This window comes from Paenibacillus sp. 2TAB19, from assembly GCF_052115185.1.
Lineage (GTDB): Bacteria > Bacillota > Bacilli > Paenibacillales > Paenibacillaceae > Pristimantibacillus.
The window spans coordinates 30,945-48,651 of the sequence record NZ_JBFRGE010000016.1; the positions used below are offsets into that span (position 1 = coordinate 30,945).

Below are 17,707 nucleotides of genomic sequence, written 5' to 3' on the forward strand. Positions count from 1 at the left end.
CTTGGCAAATAGATGCGCAAGAGGCTAAACAAAAAAAATACGCCTTGACAGCCGCCCATCATTCATTGGCAAGCGGCCTCCAGCGCTTCTTCTTTTATGGCTCGTTAGACATTTCCAAATCTTCAGTCGATATGCCTTCTTCTACCGCAAACTCGAAATCCTCTATATCATAGACCTGCACCGGAACGCCTGCTTCGATGAGTCGGTCTTGAAATTCGAATTGATCGGATAAGAGCGGAATATGGAGCTTTATGCCTGTGAGCAACAGCTCGGTTTCGATCGGGTCGAACGTCTCTCCATAATGCGCATTATCTACCCCATGCACAACCGTAAACTGGATCATCTCATTCAGGAGCAACGGCGAGCTCTCGCGCCATGGCACTTGCATCGCCTTCTCTATCTTCTTGCGGTTGAGCGGATCCTCGAAGAAAGCGATGAGATCGTTAATCTTCGCTTTAACGTGACCGTCATCATCCGGATCATCCATGACCGGATCGGCTCCGTCCCGCATCTCATATAATTCGGCAATCGAAGAATAAGGAACGACATAATCTATGGGCCGACTCGGTACGAGCAGATGCCCATACGTTGCTACTAATACTGCTTCTATCACAAAACGCCGCTGCATGCTGGCTCCTCCTCACGTAAGAACGGTTACACATTATTATACAATATTCCATTGCCTGTACAAGAGAGTCAAACGCCAAATTTGCATAAACACGGTTGACCCAAGTAAAATGATCGATAGATAAATAAAGATGACGACTGGTTTCAGGAGGGAACATCATACGATGCAGAAGGAAGAAGCTATCATTATCGGAGCAGGTCCTTGCGGTTTAGCTGCGGCAATAGAGCTGCAGAGAATCGGCTTGAATCCGCTCACCATTGAGAAGCGGAATATCGTTTATTCTATTTCGCAATACCCGACCTATATGCAATTTTTCAGCACCCCTGATCGGCTGGAGATCGGGGACATCCCTTTTACGACGGCTAGTGAAAAGCCATCACGTCTTGAAGCGCTTCATTATTATCGTGTAGCTGCTCAGCGCCATCAAATACGCGTGCAAGCCTATGAAACGATCAAAAGCATTGAACGCGAGGACGATGGCTTCATAGTCAAAGGTGAAAATCGGTTCGGCGAACCGCGTGCTTATTTCGCCCGCTACGTCATTATCGCTACAGGCTATTTCGATAATCCGAACGTTCTCGGAATACCCGGCGAAGAGCTTGATAAAGTGAGCCACTTCTTCCGCGAATCCCATCCCTATGTCGGCATGCAGGTCGCCATTATCGGCGGCAGTAACTCGGCCATCGATGCTGCACTGGAGCTGGAACGTGTTGGAGCTAAAGTAACGGTTATTTATCGCGGTGAATCTTACTCCTCCAGCATCAAGCCATGGGTTAGACCGGGCTTCGAGAAGAAAGTGGCTCAAGGACTCATACAAATGCGATTCAGCTCCACGGTTACAGCCATCGGCAACAATGACATTACGATACAAGGACCGGAAGGCGCCGAGCTCATTCCGAACGATTTTGTCCTTGCGCTTACCGGCTTCCACCCCGACCGCAACTTCTTAACACAAACGGGCGTAACGATGGAAGCTGAAGGTTATCCGACCTTTAATGAAGCGACGATGGAGACGAATATTCCTGGCATTTACCTCGCCGGCGTCGTAGCTTCCAGGCACGAAGCGAATGAAATCTTTATCGAATCAGGCCGTTATCACGGCAACAAAATAGCAGACCATATCATGAGCAAACGGGACTAACCCAGCTCGCATAATACAAATATGGCGGTGCCGGGGAAGTTATCCCAGCATCGCCATTTCTGACTCTCGGTCTATTGCCGTTCTCGTATCAGGAAACGCCGTAATCCCCCCGTTGAGGTTGAGTGGATTTCATCCAGTCAAATGGGCTAAATAACATCAGATCAGCAGTTTGATTGGATTTCCTACAGGCTAATGCGGTCAGTTTGATGGAATTGAGCTGCAAGAGTGAATTAGGCTGTATATTTTCCACTCAAAAGTGATTGACCAACGTTCAACAGCCTGTTTGGCTGGATGATTTCCACTCTAAACAAGGAAAAATACTCGTACGTTACCCACTACTGTATATCGAGCTTCCGCTTTAGATCAGCTACCGTCTCGTCGCTTGGTGACTTGTCACCGTAACGAACAGCTTCATAGACATCGATAAGCGGTGATACATGTTCAGATGCAATAACGGTTTGTTTCTTCTTCTCCATATCGGCAGCCGTTTCACGAGGTGTCAAGCTAGGAATGACCGTATAGCCTGTCTTCATTCCGCCACTCAGCAGTCTCTTGTACAAATAACGAATCCGCTCGGCGTTCGACTTCAGATCCTGCCAGCCAGGCTCCTTGTCCTTCCCTCGAAGGCTCAATCTCCGCAGCGAGCCGTTTAGTTGATCCTTCAGCTTTGTATACGACATTAAGCTTTCGACTTCATCCGAATAGTTCGCGTCATCACCTTGTCGATCCGCGCTTCGCTCCCATATCTTTGATATGAAGGACTGAACGAGCCGATACAGCTTTTTACCTAAGTAATAGAGCAGGAAACAGACGACTACAATGACGAGAATCGTTGCAGCGATCTTCAATATCTGCTCCAATAGAACGACCCAATCAGCAGGAGGCTTGGTCTCGGTCTGAGGCAATGCCGGCGGCGGCGCTTCACTAGGCGGCTCGCTCTGCACCTCGTTCTCCCGAGGTCGATTCATCCATCCCATAATCGAATCGATGATTTGCTTAATGAAGCGCTCGATAGCATGTTGAATTTGCCTGAACATCGTTATTATGGCTATGACCACGAGCAGCAAAACGATCCAAAGCCGATTTTGACGCTTGAAATCAAGCGTTGTCTTCGATTTGCCCGTGTCGGCTGTCTCCGCGCCAATATGTCTCTCATTCGCAATAAAGAAAAACAAAATTACGGCCGCAATTCCGCAGCAAATGAGCACGACATTATAGGAGGATAGCTCTTTTAACAAAAAAAGCTTGAGCGGCTGAACAGCTATATATACGCATACGGCTGTTAACAGCTGCGAGTTTGGAAAAGAATTGTACCATCCACGTATCGTCGATGCCATGCCTCGATAGGCAAAAACAGCACCAATGAGGCTGCAGATCACGACAGGTACTGGGCTTAATGCTTGTTCAACAAGCAAGAAAGTTAACACCGTTAAAAATAAACCTAAGCCTGCTGAAAGCAGCAGACGATATATTCTTCGCTTGATCGGCTTTGCCCCTATTATGGCGGAGCCAGCCCAATAACCGATACCTAACGAAACGCTCCAAGGCCAGACGGCGCTATCGCCAAGCGTGTATACGGCTGCGGTTAAGACGAAAGGCAAGAAAAATAGAAGCTCCACGTAGCCTTGGACGAGGGATGCCATCGAGCCTGAACGCATCATAGACTTCATTAAGCGATCACCTCTTCCGCTTGCCCGCTTGCAGCTTGACCAGCTGGATTCGACCGTTCTGAGCTGCGCTTATCAGATGGGTCGGTTAAGTGCCACACAGCAACGGCATTTCCGTTGTACCGCAAATGCTCCGCCGCCTGCTCCAGCGACTCATTCCAATATGCGGAGATGACCAGAATATCCATATCGTGCATTCCGCGGGCTGCCTCCGTTTCCAACAAACGATCGAATAGCTCCGTTCGCTCGATCTCCAGCTTGGCCATGTTCTCAAATATAGTCATAAGCTGCTCGTGGCCGCCTCTTGGCTCAATGCGAACGCTGTCACGCTCCCCGAATAACGGCATATTCGTCGCGAAGCCCACTTCGCTTCCCTCTGCGATAACGGCTTCAGCAGCACCGGCCGCCCACTCGATGCCTTGTTCAATGAGCGCATCATTTGATACCGAACGCCACATTCCCTCCGCATCGTCCACGTTCAAATAAATCATTAGCCGGCGGTCGGCGGTAAAGTCATGCTGATGCACCTGCAGCTTCCCCGTCCTTGCCGTCGCTTTCCAATTGACCTGCTTGAAGTTGTCGCCAGGCTGATATTCTCTAACGCCCGCTATAACGAACGGATCGCTGACGATCCAGCGCTTGACCGTTTGCTCGCCCTGCCAGCTATGATAGGGCAGCTCTTGTACAGGTACTTGTGCCGGCTTCGGATAAACGATCAGCTCGCTCGAGAGCGGAATCTGTCGCGATGCGCTCGTAAGCCCAAGCAAATCGCCGCCCGTCAGCGTCACGGTCTGAAGACGATACCAGCCTCTTCTCGCACAAGTGAAGCGATGTTTGCGAGTCACCTTCGTATACGGCCGGAAGGTGAAGAAGCTCTTATGATTCTGGGAGAGCTGCCCGCTGCTAACCGCAAAGTTGTCATCGTGCTGGAATCGCAGGAAAGCGGACAATTGCGATTCTACGCGCAGCCAAGGAACGGGCAGCCACTTGCTGTTGGAGATCTGCTCGACCAGTTCAACCTGCTCGCCGCGATAGCTTGTCTTTTGCTGAAAATGTCTTTCATAGCTAATATGCTTAAGCGCATATCGGCGAAATACACGGCTCTGTATGAATAAAATGATAACAGTGGCGACAATGAACCAAAATAATAGCATCGCCTGCCGCCTACTTCACAGCTAAGCCGGCTTCCGCTGGCACGGGCGTCTGGCGAATAATATCATCTATAATCGCCTCCGCATGGTTATGGCTGCGCTGCAGACCGCGCAAAGCAAGACGATGCGCAAGAACTGGCCTAGCCATCGCCTTAATATCGTCAGGCGTTACGAAATCGCGGCCGCGAAGAATGGCATGAACCTGAGCGGCGCGCAAGAGCGCTTGGCTGCCGCGAGGGCTGACGCCGATCGCGACCTCTTCTCTCGATCTTGTCTGTTCGACAAGTCGAAGCAAATAACCAAGCACGTCATCCGAGATCGTTACAGCCGTATAAGTCTGCTGAGCCTGCACAATAGCGGCTTGCTCTGCAACAGGCTCGAGCGACTGCAACGGATCATTGTCTTTGAACCTTTTTAACAGACGTATTCCCTCTTCAGTTGTCGGATAGCCCATCTTTATTTTGAACAAGAAACGGTCTAGCTGCGCTTCCGGCAGCGGGAACGTACCGTGGTGCTCGACCGGATTTTGCGTCGCAATGACCATGAACGGCCGTTCAAGCCATTTTGTTTCTCCGTCTATGCTAATCTGCCGCTCCTCCATACATTCGAGAAGACTTGATTGTGTGCGCGGAGTCGCGCGGTTAATCTCATCCGCCAACAGCAGATTTGTGAACAATGGTCCGGAACGGAACTCGAATTCGCTTTGCTTCTGGTTATAGTAATGAATGCCGCTTAGATCCGACGGCAATAAGTCCGGCGTGAACTGAATCCGCTTGAATTGCAAAGACAATGACTTCGCTAGCGACTTGGCCAGAAGCGTTTTGCCTGTTCCCGGCACATCCTCAAGCAGCACATGTCCTGATGTGATTAGTCCAATCAGCAGCAGATCGATTACTTCTTCTTTTCCGATAATGACGCGGCCGATGTTGCTTCTAACGGTTTCGGCTAATTGTTTGACAGATTCGAATGACATGTACGCAGCTCCTTCTTATTGGCTAGCCTGATCGGCTAGTTTTTGTTGCAGCTCTTGCAGCTGGCTCCAGCGGATCATCTTGATTCCTTCGGTTTCTAACGTACGCAATATATCTGGATCGCGGAATAATTCCAGCTCCATCCCGCGTTTCTCAGCTTGAAAGTGATAGGCCCGCAGCTCATCAGTCACGACGGATGGATGTATAATGACCTCGCTTACGCCAGGACGCAGCCCTCGCAGCAAGCCGATCATATTCGCTTTAAAGCTTTCATACGTCTCGCCTTCTTGCAATTGGAATGGCAGCCCAAGCAAATAATCAAGCACGACTACGCCCTTCGATGCTGCATAATCGGCAAGCTGCTTCGCTTGCTCCGCCATCTCGGGAGGCGCCACCTGACCATCTTCCTGCAGCAGATAACGTGGCAAGCGGAACGGCAAACCGTATGCAGCGCATACATCGAATACAATTGGCAAAAAGTTGCGTCCGGTTGTCAGCCCATAGAGGCTGCCCATATGATTGTCGGCATGTGTCGGCTTAACGCCGAGCTGCAGAGCCATCTCCACTTGTGCGATCAGTTCCGCTCTTACTTGCTCCTCATCGGCTTGTTGCTCGAATGTCTTGCAGTCCGGCGGAAAGTAGCCTTCATTCGTAACGAGCGAAGAGCTGTCGCCATTGCGATTCACAGGACCCCAACGATAAGCATCCCACTCGCTTGTGAACGTAAAGTGGATACCTACATTGAGCTCCGGATGCGAAGCGCTCCATAAAGCCGCTTCACGCGCCCAAGCGCAAGGAAGCATTAACGTTGCCGAGCTGATGGCGCCTTCCTCCAGCAATTGCTGGATGCCGACATTAACGGAATGACAAGAACCGAAGTCATCCCCGTTCACGATTAGAAGCCGATCCTCTTCCTTATATCCGAGGGCTTTCGCCAAGTTCATGTTGCATACCATCCTCTCTGAAAGTATTGAATCTTTATGGCTGAAGCTGATGAAGCAGCTCATTACAATTAAGTTCTACCCACTCGCAGCCATAAGCAGATTGATCGATAATGCCACACAGCACATCGTCCGCATCCAGTCCATCCTTGAACCTTATTGCGAAATGCAGCGCAACGTCGAGCAGCCTAAGTTTCATAATCGCCGGCAGCAGCTCCAGCTCTCGAGCCGACAGCTCTATGATCTCGGAATAACCCGCAAATAGCCGCTTAATCCGATCGAGTATATCCTCCCGCCCCGGTCTGATCATATCGACAGCTGTTACCGCCAGCTCCATCGCCCGTACATCTACGGTGCAGAACTCGAAGTCCAGCACTCCTGATATCCTCTCATTTCGGACTACAGTATTATTGAAAACGAGATCGCCATGGATCCACTGCTTTGGCAGCTTCGCGACGCGTTCGCTTAACGGTTTCAGCTTCTGCCGTTCTGACATGAGAGCGATCATCCTATTACGCCTTGCAATCAGCTCGTCAGACCGATCACTTAACGAAATGAAGCTCTCTTCGTCCATTGCCGCATATGTTTCTTCGAGCAAATAATAGGGACTGTAGATGGGCGGTTTCGAAGGTTGCGCATCCTTTAACGCAACGGTCAATTCACCCGCAGCTCGACCTAGCAAGAACACATGATGGTTCTCCTCAGCATCCGTTCGATCTCCTTCGATGAAACGGAATAACGAAGCGATCGTTTCGTCACCAGCCCTTGTTACGGTCGAACCAAGCTTATTGCGAATGGGCAGCGGCACTTGAAAAGGCAGCGCTTTCGTATTAAGCCACGCCAGCAGCTCATGCTCGAGCGCAACAATGTCGATGTCCTTATGATTATTATAAATCCGCAGAACGAATCGTTCGGTGCCCGCCGTTACCATCCGAGTTGTATTATTCATGCCGCTTTCCTTATGCTCGATGCGCCAATCGTCTTTGAACGAATATTGATCCAAAAATAGCGCAAAATCTATGTTGTCCTTCACTGCCGGTTGTCCTCCTTAAAGCTAAGCAACGATTCTTGTAATGCGTTTAAGCTTCCTGCTGTTCAAGCCGCCGCAGCCGCTTGCCAAGCTGCTCCTGCCAGCTAATCGAGAGCTCTTCTACCGATAAAAGCTCGCGCAAACCTGCCGCATCCTCCTTGTCGATATACATGAGCCGGTTCGCTTCGGCAATCGATTTGGCTGCCGGATGGCGCCCAATGCGATTAAGCTCCAAGCCTGTCTTCAGCATACCTTCCTTAATCACGCGAAAATAAAACCCGGTGTATCCGCTGAGCTGAACGTCCTGCGGGAGCTCCTGCAATTCATGTCGCAAGCCAAGCTTATAGCATGGCTGCCTAGGCTGGCTGACTTGTACGATAACATCGCCAATCTGCACGATATCACCAATACATAAGTCATGCTCCGTCCACTCTGACACCGTTAAGTTCTCCCCGAACGCACCGGCTTCGAATGAACGATTGTATTTATCCGACCAATGCGGCAAATGCCTCTCGAAATAAACACAAATAGCTTTGTCGCGCCCGCCGTGATGAACGGTATCTCCCTGACCGTCCCCCTCCAAACCGGTATACGACAAAGCATGCGCTTGTTCCGATGCTTGCTTCACAATTCCTGATACAACTTCTTTCGTGCCATGAGCCATCGCAACCGGCATGCCGACATTAAGCGATACGACTTTCGGCAACGGCAACGATACAACCGGTTCCACCGACATGATCTGCTTCCTCCCACAAGTTGATTGCTATAGTCCTATTATAATCGGGGAAGGGAGAAGATGGCAAAGATAACATCCTTCAATTCATTTACGGCATTAATAATTAATGTTGTAACCCATGTCGAATATAGGCGGAAACGCGATCAGAACTCGATGTCGAATTCATTAATTTTGTGTAGCTTCATGCGCTTCCCCGGGAAATTTTTATCTTCAACAATCATTATTTCCCCGTTATTGCAGTGGAAACTTTTTCTCCATCCGTAACAGCTCCTTGCGGCTTCGCTTGGCGCGGCTTTGCATACTGACGAGGCGACGTTTCTCATATCTGAAATCCATTATCGTTGCCGCCAGCAGAACAAGCGCTGCTCCGATTGCTCCCCAGCGATGGAGATAACCTGCTGCAAGCGCCGCGGAGACGACAAGCCATATAACCGCAATCCAGCTAACTACCCGGCTCCATCGTCCCAGATGCCATGGCGCGCGTTGCTCCGCCTGCAGCTGATTATTCTGCTGCAGCTTCATCGCGATTGGAATGGCGTAGGAAGTATGTATGCAAATGACGCTGAAGGAAACTAGCAGCATAACATAACCAGTTGATGTAATTAATTGTGCGGCAGCGAGAATGACAACCGCCATACTAGCGCTTAACCAGACAGTGCTAGCGGGTGTTTGATGACGCTCGGATACTTTCGTCCACCATTTGCTTAACGGGAGCGCTTCGTCCCTTGCCAAGCTTAACAGCGCTCTCGAGCAAACCGTCAAAGTCTGCAGTCCGCTCACCCACAACGACAGCAGAACTATCGCACCAATGATCCATGCGCCTCCCCAACCAGCAAGAGCGCTATTGATGAACAAACCTGCACCCGCATTGCCTTCAGCCGTATAGGTCAAAGTCAATGTCATAAAGGCTAGCATCGCGAACCCGACGATATAGGTGTATGCAGTGGACAAATAAATAGCCCAAGGCACTTTCACGCGAGGCTCAATCGTCTCCTCCGCTCCTTGGCTCGCCGCATCCATTCCGATGAACAGCTTCTGCAGCAGCAAGGTACCGCCGATGAACGCGCTGGCGTTCACCGTTCCGCTCAGTTGCGCATTATGGAACTGGAACAATACAATCGGCGAATAGCTGCCAGGCCAGAACAGCCAAACGAGTCCGCCGACGATTAGCGCGGCAGCAATCATTTGAAGCCACACACCGCCTGCCAATATGTATTTAAGCCCGCGCGTTCCCCAGTGGTTGGCGGCCGCTTGCGCAATCGTAAGTGTCACGACCATAGTCCAAAATGTGAGGAGCGATGGATCATAATGAAGTCTGGCCGATAGGAAGGCATCCAGCAATCCGGCACAAGCCGCATTAAGCAGCGTTAAAGTTGCAAGCTGTCCTGCGGCATGAAAGGCGCCTGTCCGCCAGCCCCACTTGCGGCCGCCCATGGCCGTAGCCCAATGGTAGACCCCGCCGGCTGTTGGCACCGCTGATGCCAGCTCCGCTAGCGAGGCGCTGACCAATAGCGCCAATAAGGCCAAGATCGGAAAGCCGAAACCGATAACCGATGGTCCGCCTTCCTTTAATGCCGGTCCATACAGGAATGCCGCCCCGCCGACTAATGCCATCACGTTGAATGACAGGCCGAAGATGGACATCCCGCCCAGATGCCTGCGAAGCTGCTGAGCGATGCCGAAACGATGCAATTCATGCTTATCCTGCAGCAATTGGGTCGAAGCCCCGTAGCTGATCATGCTCTGATAACCGGAATTTTTCACGCTTGTTTGCGCTTTGAGCGCACCTGCTAGAATCGCCGCGAATACCGCCGCTGCTAACAGCAACCCAATTAGTGCAACTACCAAAACGAACACCTCCATACTTTAATGTATGAGCGGCAATCCTCGGACATGCTCTATTGGACCACCAATTGAATAGCTACCGCAGAATAGGAAAGAGCCGCATCTATTGGGATGCGGCTGCGGTATGATCTCGTAATCGTTTAATCATTCGGAACCATTTGTCCAAGCGGACCATCTTCATTGATAATGTCCTCGATATCGTACACCGATATCGGAAAATAAGGAAAGCCGAACACATATGGCGTTAATTCATAGATTTGGAAGTAGATGACGAGCGAACGATCGGCGATATAGAAATCTTGATCAGGACGAATCGACTTGAACGGTTCAATCGGAGCGATGTCCCTCTCCTTGATTTGCGCCGCGATAATCTCGTTCAATCGTGACACATAGTCGCTTCCAGGCTTGAACAGTTGAGCGAGTGTATACGTTTCGCCAGTCGATTGCTTGAACGTTAGCGAATCCTGCAACGTCAGACCGTGTGCTCCGCCCGTATAAGCGTAGTTATATAGCGATAAGCTCAGCACGTCTTTCTCGTTCGTCTTCTGTTCATAATAACCGATCATTTCGGCGTTCGGGTCTTGAAGCGAACCTTGGCTGTCGACTAACTTCTGAGCGCTTTTCTTGATTGCGTCATTGATTCGTTTGTCAGCCGCCGAGCTGACGCCTCCGGATATATGCGGCACCGCAAGGTCCGCTTTGTGAAAATGAGCCTTGGCGGTCTGCACCACGACGGGTGATTGGAATGCCATCCTTAAGAACACCTTCCTATTCGGTAAGATGCTCCATTGTATGCAGGTCTAGGCTCATCTCATACCATACGATGCCTCCATGATTGGAAGCCGATCGCCCGTGAAGAGCGAAGCCTTCCTGTTCGTAGAAGCCGATCAGATGCTCTTCGCACATGAGGACGATGGAACGCAGCTCATCGCTGCGGCACTGGCCAATAAGCTTCCGAAGCAGCATGCCTCCTATACCTTGCCTGCGATAATTCGTATCGACTGCTACGGTGAGTACGCAGAAGCTATGACCTGCCGGATCATCGCCATGCGCACCTTTCATCTCATCGCCGCACTCCTCTTGTGAAGTTCGAACTCCGTTCGCGATGCCTACGAGCTTCCCGTCCGCCCAAGCGGACCAGAAATAAGCAGGATATACGCGATTCCGATGCTGAAATCCTTCGAATGTTGCTGCAGCCTCAGGCGTATAGCAGCTCCGCTCCAGCGTAATCGCTGCAGCCATTTCCTCTTCGGCTATGACGCGCAGTTGAATCTCCGTCACAGCAACTGCTTCTCTCTTTCCGTGAGCCTGCGGCCCTTCACATCAAGCACGATCTTGCCGGCATTCAAGCCGATTATCCGGTCCGCGAACCGCTCTGCCCAATCTCCCTGATGAAGAACAGCAATAACGATGACGCCTTGATCGCGACAAAGCGCTTTCAAATCGGAAAGAACTTGATCGGCCGTGTGCGGGTCTAATCCGGATACAGGCTCGTCCGCCGCGATTACCTTCGCGCCATGGACAAGCGCTCTTGCAACGGCCATACGCTGGCGCTCGCCGCCGCTTAACGTACTCGCCTTCTGATGCGCCTTATCAATGAGACCGCGCTTCTCGATCATATCCATCGCGCCCATATAGTCGTCATTGCGGACCATTCCCGTCCAACGGCGCCAAGCAGGCGTCTGAGAGACCGATCCGATAATAACGTTCTTAAGCCCTGTCTTGGAAGGGAACAAGAACGGCTTCTCTTCGAGGTAGGCAACCTGCTGCCGTACTTTGCGCTTCGCCATGATCCCTTGCTTGAACACGTCGGCCCCGTCGAAATAATACGTGCCTTCCGTCCAATTCTCTTGTAGCGACAAGCACTTAAGCAGCATGGACTTGCCGCTGCCGCTGCTTCCTTTGATCGCTATAAATTCACCTGGGTGCGCCTCGAAGCTTACTTGATCAAGCACCTTCGGTCCGCCAGGAATTTGTTTCGTCAAACGCTGAATTCTTATCATTGCTCGCGCTCCTTCTGCTTGCGACAGTCTTATCTATAAATCTAGTTTACGGGAAACAAAAAATAGTTTCCATACGAACAAATGTTTGGTATAATGAAAACAAGAACAAATGTTCTTAATTGCGTATAAATTACAAATCATTTAAGGAGGATCGATCATCATGAAAAAACTTTGCGAAAATTACCGTTATGTAGAGAAAGGACGCCCTTATCGCGACCTAACCTTTAAGTTCTACCCGGACGGGCGGCTTGTCATTATAGACAATAACGCAGAGGAGGTGATCGCTCCGAGAGACTTGAAGGGTGACAGCCTAGACTTTTATGTACGTCGAAGAATCGATTTCATTAAGAATCAGCTTGCTGCCTCGCAGCTCAAATACGCTTAATTTCTAATCTATAGAACGCGGATGGAGAGGTGCTTAACCTCTCCTTTTCGCGAAACCTTCTATCCCCGTTAAGGCAACTGTTTATTAATCCCGTTCAAGCTCGGCGGCCTCTTTGCGAACTTCTCCGATTTCAGCGTTATCGATTGCTCGCGGAAGCTGGAATGATTTTGCTGATTCTTCGTTTTGCTGCTTTTGTTGAATGGCATGCTTATCACCTCCAGTATCATTATGCGAATATAGCTGGATATTTATGTGAAATCATAACCCTCCCATAAATAAACATCGTTACATTGACTCTGCGTCTTCATTGCGGTAGATTGTTCATACAGCAGCCAATCGCCCTACAAAGGAGACGCTCCCTATGAAGCAACAAATTATGTTCGACCTGGACGATACGCTTATTCACTGCAACAAATATTTTTATCTCGTTGTCGATCAATTCGTCGATGCGATGACTACATGGTTCCAAGGCTTCCCTGACATTACAGCCGATGCCATTCGAGACAAGCAGACCGAGATTGATATTGCCGGCGTTGCGGTGTTCGGCTTCAAGAGCGAGCATTTTCCGCAGTCGTTCGTTGACACCTATGTTCATTTCTGTAACTTGAGCGGACGCAGACGCTCCAAGTCAGAAGAGGACTTGCTATGGAAGCTCGGATTAAGCGTGTATGAGCATGACAATGAGCCTTATCCGAACATGGAGCAGACGCTGTATGAGCTGGCTAATACCGGCCATGAGCTACACTTATATACTGGCGGCGAGATGCTAATCCAGCGGCGCAAGATCGAGAAGCTGCAGTTGGAGCGCTATTTCGATTCGCGCATCTATATTCGTCGATTGAAGAATAGTGAAGCGCTGGAGACCATATTGTCTGAAGGTCCCTTCGACCGCAAACGAACATGGATGGTCGGCAATTCGATTCGCACGGACGTTGTGCCTGCCTTGACTGCAGGTATCCATGCCATCCATATGAAAGCCAAGTCGGAATGGCAATATAACGTCATCAATATAGACGTCGAACCGAAAGGCGCTTTCTTCACGCTCGATCAGCTTAAGGACGTGCCGGATACGATTCATCGCTACATTGGACGGTAGACTGTAGATACGAAGAGGCCGTATGATTAGGTGTTTTCCTCCTAACCATACGGCCTCTATTGTGTCTTATTCGATTGCTAATTCTCCGGTCGATTCATTTCTTAATACGATTCGGCCCTCCGTCTGGGTTCCATCCGCAAGGGTCACCTTTAGCTTCGTCGTCTTGCCTTTCTCAATCAATGACTTCACTTGACCGTCGGTTAAGCTTCGACCGTAGCTTTCCTTCCAAATAACGAACTTGCAGCCTTCCTTATAATGCGAGCAGCCGTAGCCCTTCCGCCCCATGAAGATCGACCCTCCGCATCCGGCACTTGGACATACACCGATTACAGACGGCTCAGAAGCCGCAGATGGGGATTGAACGGCAACACCGCCCTTTGATCCGGATGAGGACTTCGCACTCGCTGAACGAGCGCGTGAACCGCCTAAAGCGGATGCAGACTGTTCTCCTCCGGACTTGCCTTTGCTTCTTGTAGTTTTGCTTTGAGCAGGAGCTTCGCTTTCGAACGAGTTTTTATTCGCCCGCGACTGTACGCGCACTTTATCGACAATCATCGTAGCGAACTTCTTAACATTGTCCATAAACTGCTGATCCGAAGCTGAGCCTCTAGCGATCTCATTCAGACGACGCTCCCACATCCCGGTCATTTCCGGTGAAGTTAGCAGTTCGATTCCGGCACCGCGTATTAATTCAATGGCCGTACGGCCCTTCTGTGTAATAAGAATCTTTTTGCCTTGCATTTCGACATAACCGACATTTTTGAGTCGCTCGATTGTAGCCGCGCGTGTAGCCGGCGTGCCTAGACCCGAGTCCTTCATCGCATCTCGCACATCATCGTCCTCGATCTGCTTGCCGGCGCTCTCCATCGCTTTCAGCAGCGTACCCTCCGTATAATGCTTAGGAGGCTGCGTATCCTTTTCCTTCACAATGGCGTCGGCGCAAGTGACACCTTCGTTCGCTAATATCGAGAACGGCTCGCTGACCTCGATTTCTTCATCCTCGGCTTCTTCATTTTCTTTACCCTTCGTCGTCTTAGGCTTGTCCTTCTTCTGATCGGCGTAGATCACTTTCCAGCCTAAGCTGAGCAGCTCTTTCACTGTCGTCTTGAAGTTCTCGCCTTCAACCTCTGTAATGACCGTATGCACCTTATATTCAGCTGCAGGATAGAATTGCGACAGAAACCGGCGCACGATCAAATCATACAACTTCTGCTCATCCGGGTTCAATCCGTTTGCCTTGCGGTAAGTCGGCAATATGGCATGATGGTCTTCCACTTTGCTCGGATTGCAGATGAATTTATTCCCTTTATGGACGAGGCCGCGATTTGCGCCTTTCACGAATTCATCGTAAGCTGTCCCTTGCAGCGCGTTCAACGTTTTATGCATCTCCGGAATGTTCTGCTCGGTCACATAATTGGAGTTCGTCCTCGGGTAGGAGATCACTTTATGTTTCTCGTACAGAGCCTGAGCGACGTCGAGTGTCTTTTTTGCCGAGAATCCGTATTTGCCATTGGCTTCACGCTGGAGCAGCGTCAAGTCGTACAGCTTGTTCGGGTATTCCTTCGTATCCTTTACCTCATAGGAAGCAATCCGCCCAGGCTTACCTTTCACCTTGGCAGCTAAAGCGTCAGCCTTCTCCTTATCGGTCATTCGCTCGCCCTGCCACATCCCGCGATATGTCATTTCCCCTTGGGCGAAGTGCCCTTCTAATTCGAAAAACTTCAGCGATGAGAACGCCTCAATCAGCTTCTGCCGATCATAGATCAGAGCAAGCACCGGAGTCTGTACGCGTCCGACGGACAGCAACACATTATGTTTTGTCGTGAAAGCCCTTGAGCCGTTCATGCCTATCAGCCAGTCCGCTTCGCTTCGAGCCGTAGCCGCCTTCGTCAGGTTTTCATATTCTGAGCCCTCGCGCAGCTCTTCGAATCCCTTCCTGATTGTCTCAGGCGTCAAGTCCGATATCCAAAGCCGTTTTACCGGCTGCGAGAGCTTCAGGTGGCGCTGAATGAGCGAGAAGATGTATTGACCTTCCCGCCCTGCATCGCATGAGTTAACAAGTCTATCACTGCGCTTCGCCAGATCGGCGATCACCTTGAGCTGGTCCATCGTTTTCCGGTTCGGTATGAGCTTGAACTTGTCCGGTATTATAGGCAGATCATTAATATTCCATTTTTTATACCGATCGTCGTAAGCGTCAGGCTCGGCAAGCCCGATAAGATGGCCAATTGCCCACGTAATAATATAATGCTCTCCTTCTATGTAGGAACGGTGATTTTTCGCCTTCGGATCTATTGCGGCCGCTATATTTCTTCCCATATCGGGTTTTTCCGCAATAATTAACGTCTTCAATACAGAATCGCTCCTTCATTACGATCATTCTTTTACCTATTTTACAGATAATCGTCGGCTCTCGCCATCACTTTGCGACCTATTCTCAAGAAAAAAACCTGATCGGATCTTGATCCGAATCAGGTTCATTCCTGAATAATAGGCTATAAAATCCTATAATAGCTAGTATTTTTTAGTCTTCGACATAAGCGGTAATCGTGCCGAATATCGATCGAACGCCATCCGCCCAATTCGGATCCTCGGCATACTTGCGGTTAATCCAAGTAAACGCATCGGCATCCTCCGGTCTGTCCTTGCTTTTATTGAAGACCGTTCTGGCCGCAATCTCTGCCGAATCATGGATCGTCGTATTGTACTCCTTCCAGCTATGGAACACATTGAAAGGATTGTTCGCTATCTCGTCAGCTAGCTTATTCGTCTTAGGAACGAAGCCCTGCTCCTGCCCTGTTATGGCGAACAGCAGGATCGGATGAATATCGAATGCATGAGCGGCATCAATAATCGCATCGAAGTAAGGCTGCTCCGCAAGTACGGATGATTTCGTCTCTAAGTAGCGAATAAGCATATCCTCATTAATCGGCGTATAACGAAGCTCCATCGGCAGCCCGCCTGCGGCCATCTCGACTTTCTGTACGGAATTCGTCGCAACCGGCGGCAGCATCTGACCAACTGACGGCCTTGACAATGACCAAGCGTACAATACGGACGTTACAGCTAAAATGATACAAAGCGATAAATACGTCAGATTGCGTCGTTCAATCCGTTTCTTGATCAGCTCGAACGCTGAACTCGGAAGCGAGATCACCTCAGCCGGTTCAATCGTCTCCGCAATTTGATGCTGCCTCAACGAATGCGTGGCAAGTTCGGCCCTTAACTGAGTCCATAAGCTGTCTGCGTGCGTATCGCTCTCCATGCTTGGATGAGCAAGCTTGTCCAACACACGCCCCATTACTTCCGAATCGCATTGAACGTTCAATTGATGCTCTATCCACTCGTGGAATGGCCCCGCTATGGCGGCAACGTTGCGATCCAATGCCAAGCAAGCGTCGAAAATATCATCTGCCTTAACCGGTCGTCCCTGTTCCATAACGGCGCTTCGAATCAACTCGGAAGTAATCAATCGTTTGACCGACTCTTCGAATGCAGGCAACTGCTTATGTATGATACGAGTAACGGCATCAGCAACGATCTCCGCCCGTTGCTCCTGCGGCATTGAAGAATACTTATGTTGAACATAGCTGCGAATGTTTCTAACATCAGTCGGAGAAACAACCAAAGCTTCCTCGGCCGGCATCGTTAATCGCTCCTTCGCATCAACTCATACCGATTTTACCACAACTTTCCTTACGATGGGGAGCTTAGTTTTTGAATGAGCCCTTGAATATCCGTGCGGTTTACAAAATTCGTTATTTGCTCCTTCTCCCCTACCGTGAATTGATATTCACAGTCGCAGCCTTCGTCTTGCGGTACGATCTGCGCAATAGCACCGCTATGCGTGCAGATAACCAGTGCTGTGAAATCGATCAGATCATCAGGAATAGGTGTAGTAGCTTCAAGCTCGAAGCGAAGCGTAATATCGATCCACTGATCATCCCGGCGTTCAATCATCGGCTTAATCGTATGAAAACGCAGCTCCGTCACTCGATCCAATCCATACTTAATCACATTAATTACCCCGCAATCTAACTTAATTGGCATGTCCAGCTGTTGCCCTGCAAGAGAAAAAGCGCCCGAAGGCGCTTATCTGTATACATGATATCA

18 protein-coding genes are annotated in these 17,707 nt (G+C 50.1%); 3 read left to right on the top strand and 15 right to left on the bottom strand.

Annotated elements, in window-relative coordinates:
- Positions 1–94 precede the first annotated feature (94 nt).
- Positions 95–628 carry an ADP-heptose synthase gene (locus AB4Z33_RS09620; protein WP_442049728.1) on the bottom strand — a complete coding sequence of 178 codons (534 nt, stop codon included), beginning with the start codon at positions 626–628 and terminating at the stop codon, positions 95–97.
- 163 nt (positions 629–791) lie between these two features.
- Between AB4Z33_RS09620 and AB4Z33_RS09625 the strand changes: the two genes are divergently transcribed.
- Positions 792–1,769, top strand: a complete 978-nt coding sequence (locus AB4Z33_RS09625) for a YpdA family putative bacillithiol disulfide reductase (protein ID WP_442049729.1) — start codon at positions 792–794, stop codon at positions 1,767–1,769.
- A 335-nt stretch (positions 1,770–2,104) separates the two neighbouring features.
- Here the strand turns inward: AB4Z33_RS09625 and AB4Z33_RS09630 are convergent, their stop codons facing one another.
- From AB4Z33_RS09630 to AB4Z33_RS09675, 10 genes are all read right to left on the bottom strand, one after another.
- The gene (locus AB4Z33_RS09630; protein WP_442049730.1) at positions 2,105–3,439 is read right to left on the bottom strand and encodes a DUF4129 domain-containing protein; all 1,335 of its coding nucleotides are present in this window, start codon (positions 3,437–3,439) and stop codon (positions 2,105–2,107) included.
- A complete protein-coding gene (locus tag AB4Z33_RS09635) occupies positions 3,439–4,590 on the bottom strand; it encodes a DUF58 domain-containing protein (protein ID WP_442049731.1) in 1,152 nt (383 codons plus the stop codon). The genes AB4Z33_RS09630 and AB4Z33_RS09635 overlap by 1 nt, the downstream gene beginning before the upstream one ends.
- Positions 4,591–4,600: 10 nt before the next feature.
- Positions 4,601–5,560, bottom strand: a complete 960-nt coding sequence (locus AB4Z33_RS09640; protein WP_442049732.1) for an AAA family ATPase — start codon at positions 5,558–5,560, stop codon at positions 4,601–4,603.
- Between the two features lie 15 nt (positions 5,561–5,575).
- Complete coding sequence (locus AB4Z33_RS09645; protein WP_442049733.1) at positions 5,576–6,502, bottom strand: polysaccharide deacetylase family protein; 927 nt, start codon at positions 6,500–6,502, stop codon at positions 5,576–5,578.
- A 34-nt stretch (positions 6,503–6,536) separates the two neighbouring features.
- Positions 6,537–7,532 (bottom strand): phosphotransferase, encoded by a 996-nt coding sequence (locus AB4Z33_RS09650; RefSeq protein ID WP_442049734.1) that lies wholly within the window; start codon positions 7,530–7,532, stop codon positions 6,537–6,539.
- A 46-nt stretch (positions 7,533–7,578) separates the two neighbouring features.
- Positions 7,579–8,265 carry an MOSC domain-containing protein gene (locus tag AB4Z33_RS09655; RefSeq protein WP_442049735.1) on the bottom strand — a complete coding sequence of 229 codons (687 nt, stop codon included), beginning with the start codon at positions 8,263–8,265 and terminating at the stop codon, positions 7,579–7,581.
- 231 nt (positions 8,266–8,496) lie between these two features.
- Positions 8,497–10,113: an amino acid permease gene (locus AB4Z33_RS09660; protein ID WP_442049736.1), complete on the bottom strand. Its 1,617-nt coding sequence runs from the start codon at positions 10,111–10,113 to the stop codon at positions 8,497–8,499.
- A 137-nt stretch (positions 10,114–10,250) separates the two neighbouring features.
- Entirely contained in the window at positions 10,251–10,862 is a 612-nt protein-coding gene (locus AB4Z33_RS09665; RefSeq protein ID WP_442049737.1) for a DUF3298 and DUF4163 domain-containing protein, read from the bottom strand.
- 16 nt (positions 10,863–10,878) lie between these two features.
- Positions 10,879–11,391 (bottom strand): GNAT family N-acetyltransferase, encoded by a 513-nt coding sequence (locus tag AB4Z33_RS09670; protein WP_442049738.1) that lies wholly within the window; start codon positions 11,389–11,391, stop codon positions 10,879–10,881.
- Entirely contained in the window at positions 11,388–12,113 is a 726-nt protein-coding gene (locus AB4Z33_RS09675) for a phosphonate ABC transporter ATP-binding protein (protein ID WP_442049739.1), read from the bottom strand. The genes AB4Z33_RS09670 and AB4Z33_RS09675 overlap by 4 nt, the downstream gene beginning before the upstream one ends.
- 160 nt (positions 12,114–12,273) lie before the next feature.
- Here AB4Z33_RS09675 and AB4Z33_RS09680 point away from each other — a divergent pair, with 160 nt between their 5' ends.
- Complete coding sequence (locus tag AB4Z33_RS09680; protein ID WP_337101377.1) at positions 12,274–12,498, top strand: hypothetical protein; 225 nt, start codon at positions 12,274–12,276, stop codon at positions 12,496–12,498.
- A 68-nt stretch (positions 12,499–12,566) separates the two neighbouring features.
- Here the strand turns inward: AB4Z33_RS09680 and AB4Z33_RS09685 are convergent, their stop codons facing one another.
- Positions 12,567–12,704 (bottom strand): hypothetical protein, encoded by a 138-nt coding sequence (locus AB4Z33_RS09685; RefSeq protein ID WP_337101378.1) that lies wholly within the window; start codon positions 12,702–12,704, stop codon positions 12,567–12,569.
- Between the two features lie 155 nt (positions 12,705–12,859).
- Between AB4Z33_RS09685 and AB4Z33_RS09690 the strand changes: the two genes are divergently transcribed.
- Complete coding sequence (locus AB4Z33_RS09690) at positions 12,860–13,594, top strand: HAD family hydrolase (protein ID WP_442049740.1); 735 nt, start codon at positions 12,860–12,862, stop codon at positions 13,592–13,594.
- A gap of 66 nt (positions 13,595–13,660) precedes the next feature.
- On the opposite strand, the gene AB4Z33_RS09695 is transcribed toward AB4Z33_RS09690, so the two are convergent.
- The 3 genes from AB4Z33_RS09695 to AB4Z33_RS09705 form a co-directional block, all read right to left on the bottom strand.
- The gene (locus AB4Z33_RS09695; protein WP_442049741.1) at positions 13,661–15,946 is read right to left on the bottom strand and encodes a DNA topoisomerase 3; all 2,286 of its coding nucleotides are present in this window, start codon (positions 15,944–15,946) and stop codon (positions 13,661–13,663) included.
- Between the two features lie 172 nt (positions 15,947–16,118).
- A complete protein-coding gene (locus tag AB4Z33_RS09700; RefSeq protein ID WP_442049742.1) occupies positions 16,119–17,240 on the bottom strand; it encodes a hypothetical protein in 1,122 nt (373 codons plus the stop codon).
- A 50-nt stretch (positions 17,241–17,290) separates the two neighbouring features.
- The gene (locus AB4Z33_RS09705; RefSeq protein ID WP_442049743.1) at positions 17,291–17,644 is read right to left on the bottom strand and encodes a hypothetical protein; all 354 of its coding nucleotides are present in this window, start codon (positions 17,642–17,644) and stop codon (positions 17,291–17,293) included.
- Between the last annotated feature and the right edge of the window lie 63 nt (positions 17,645–17,707).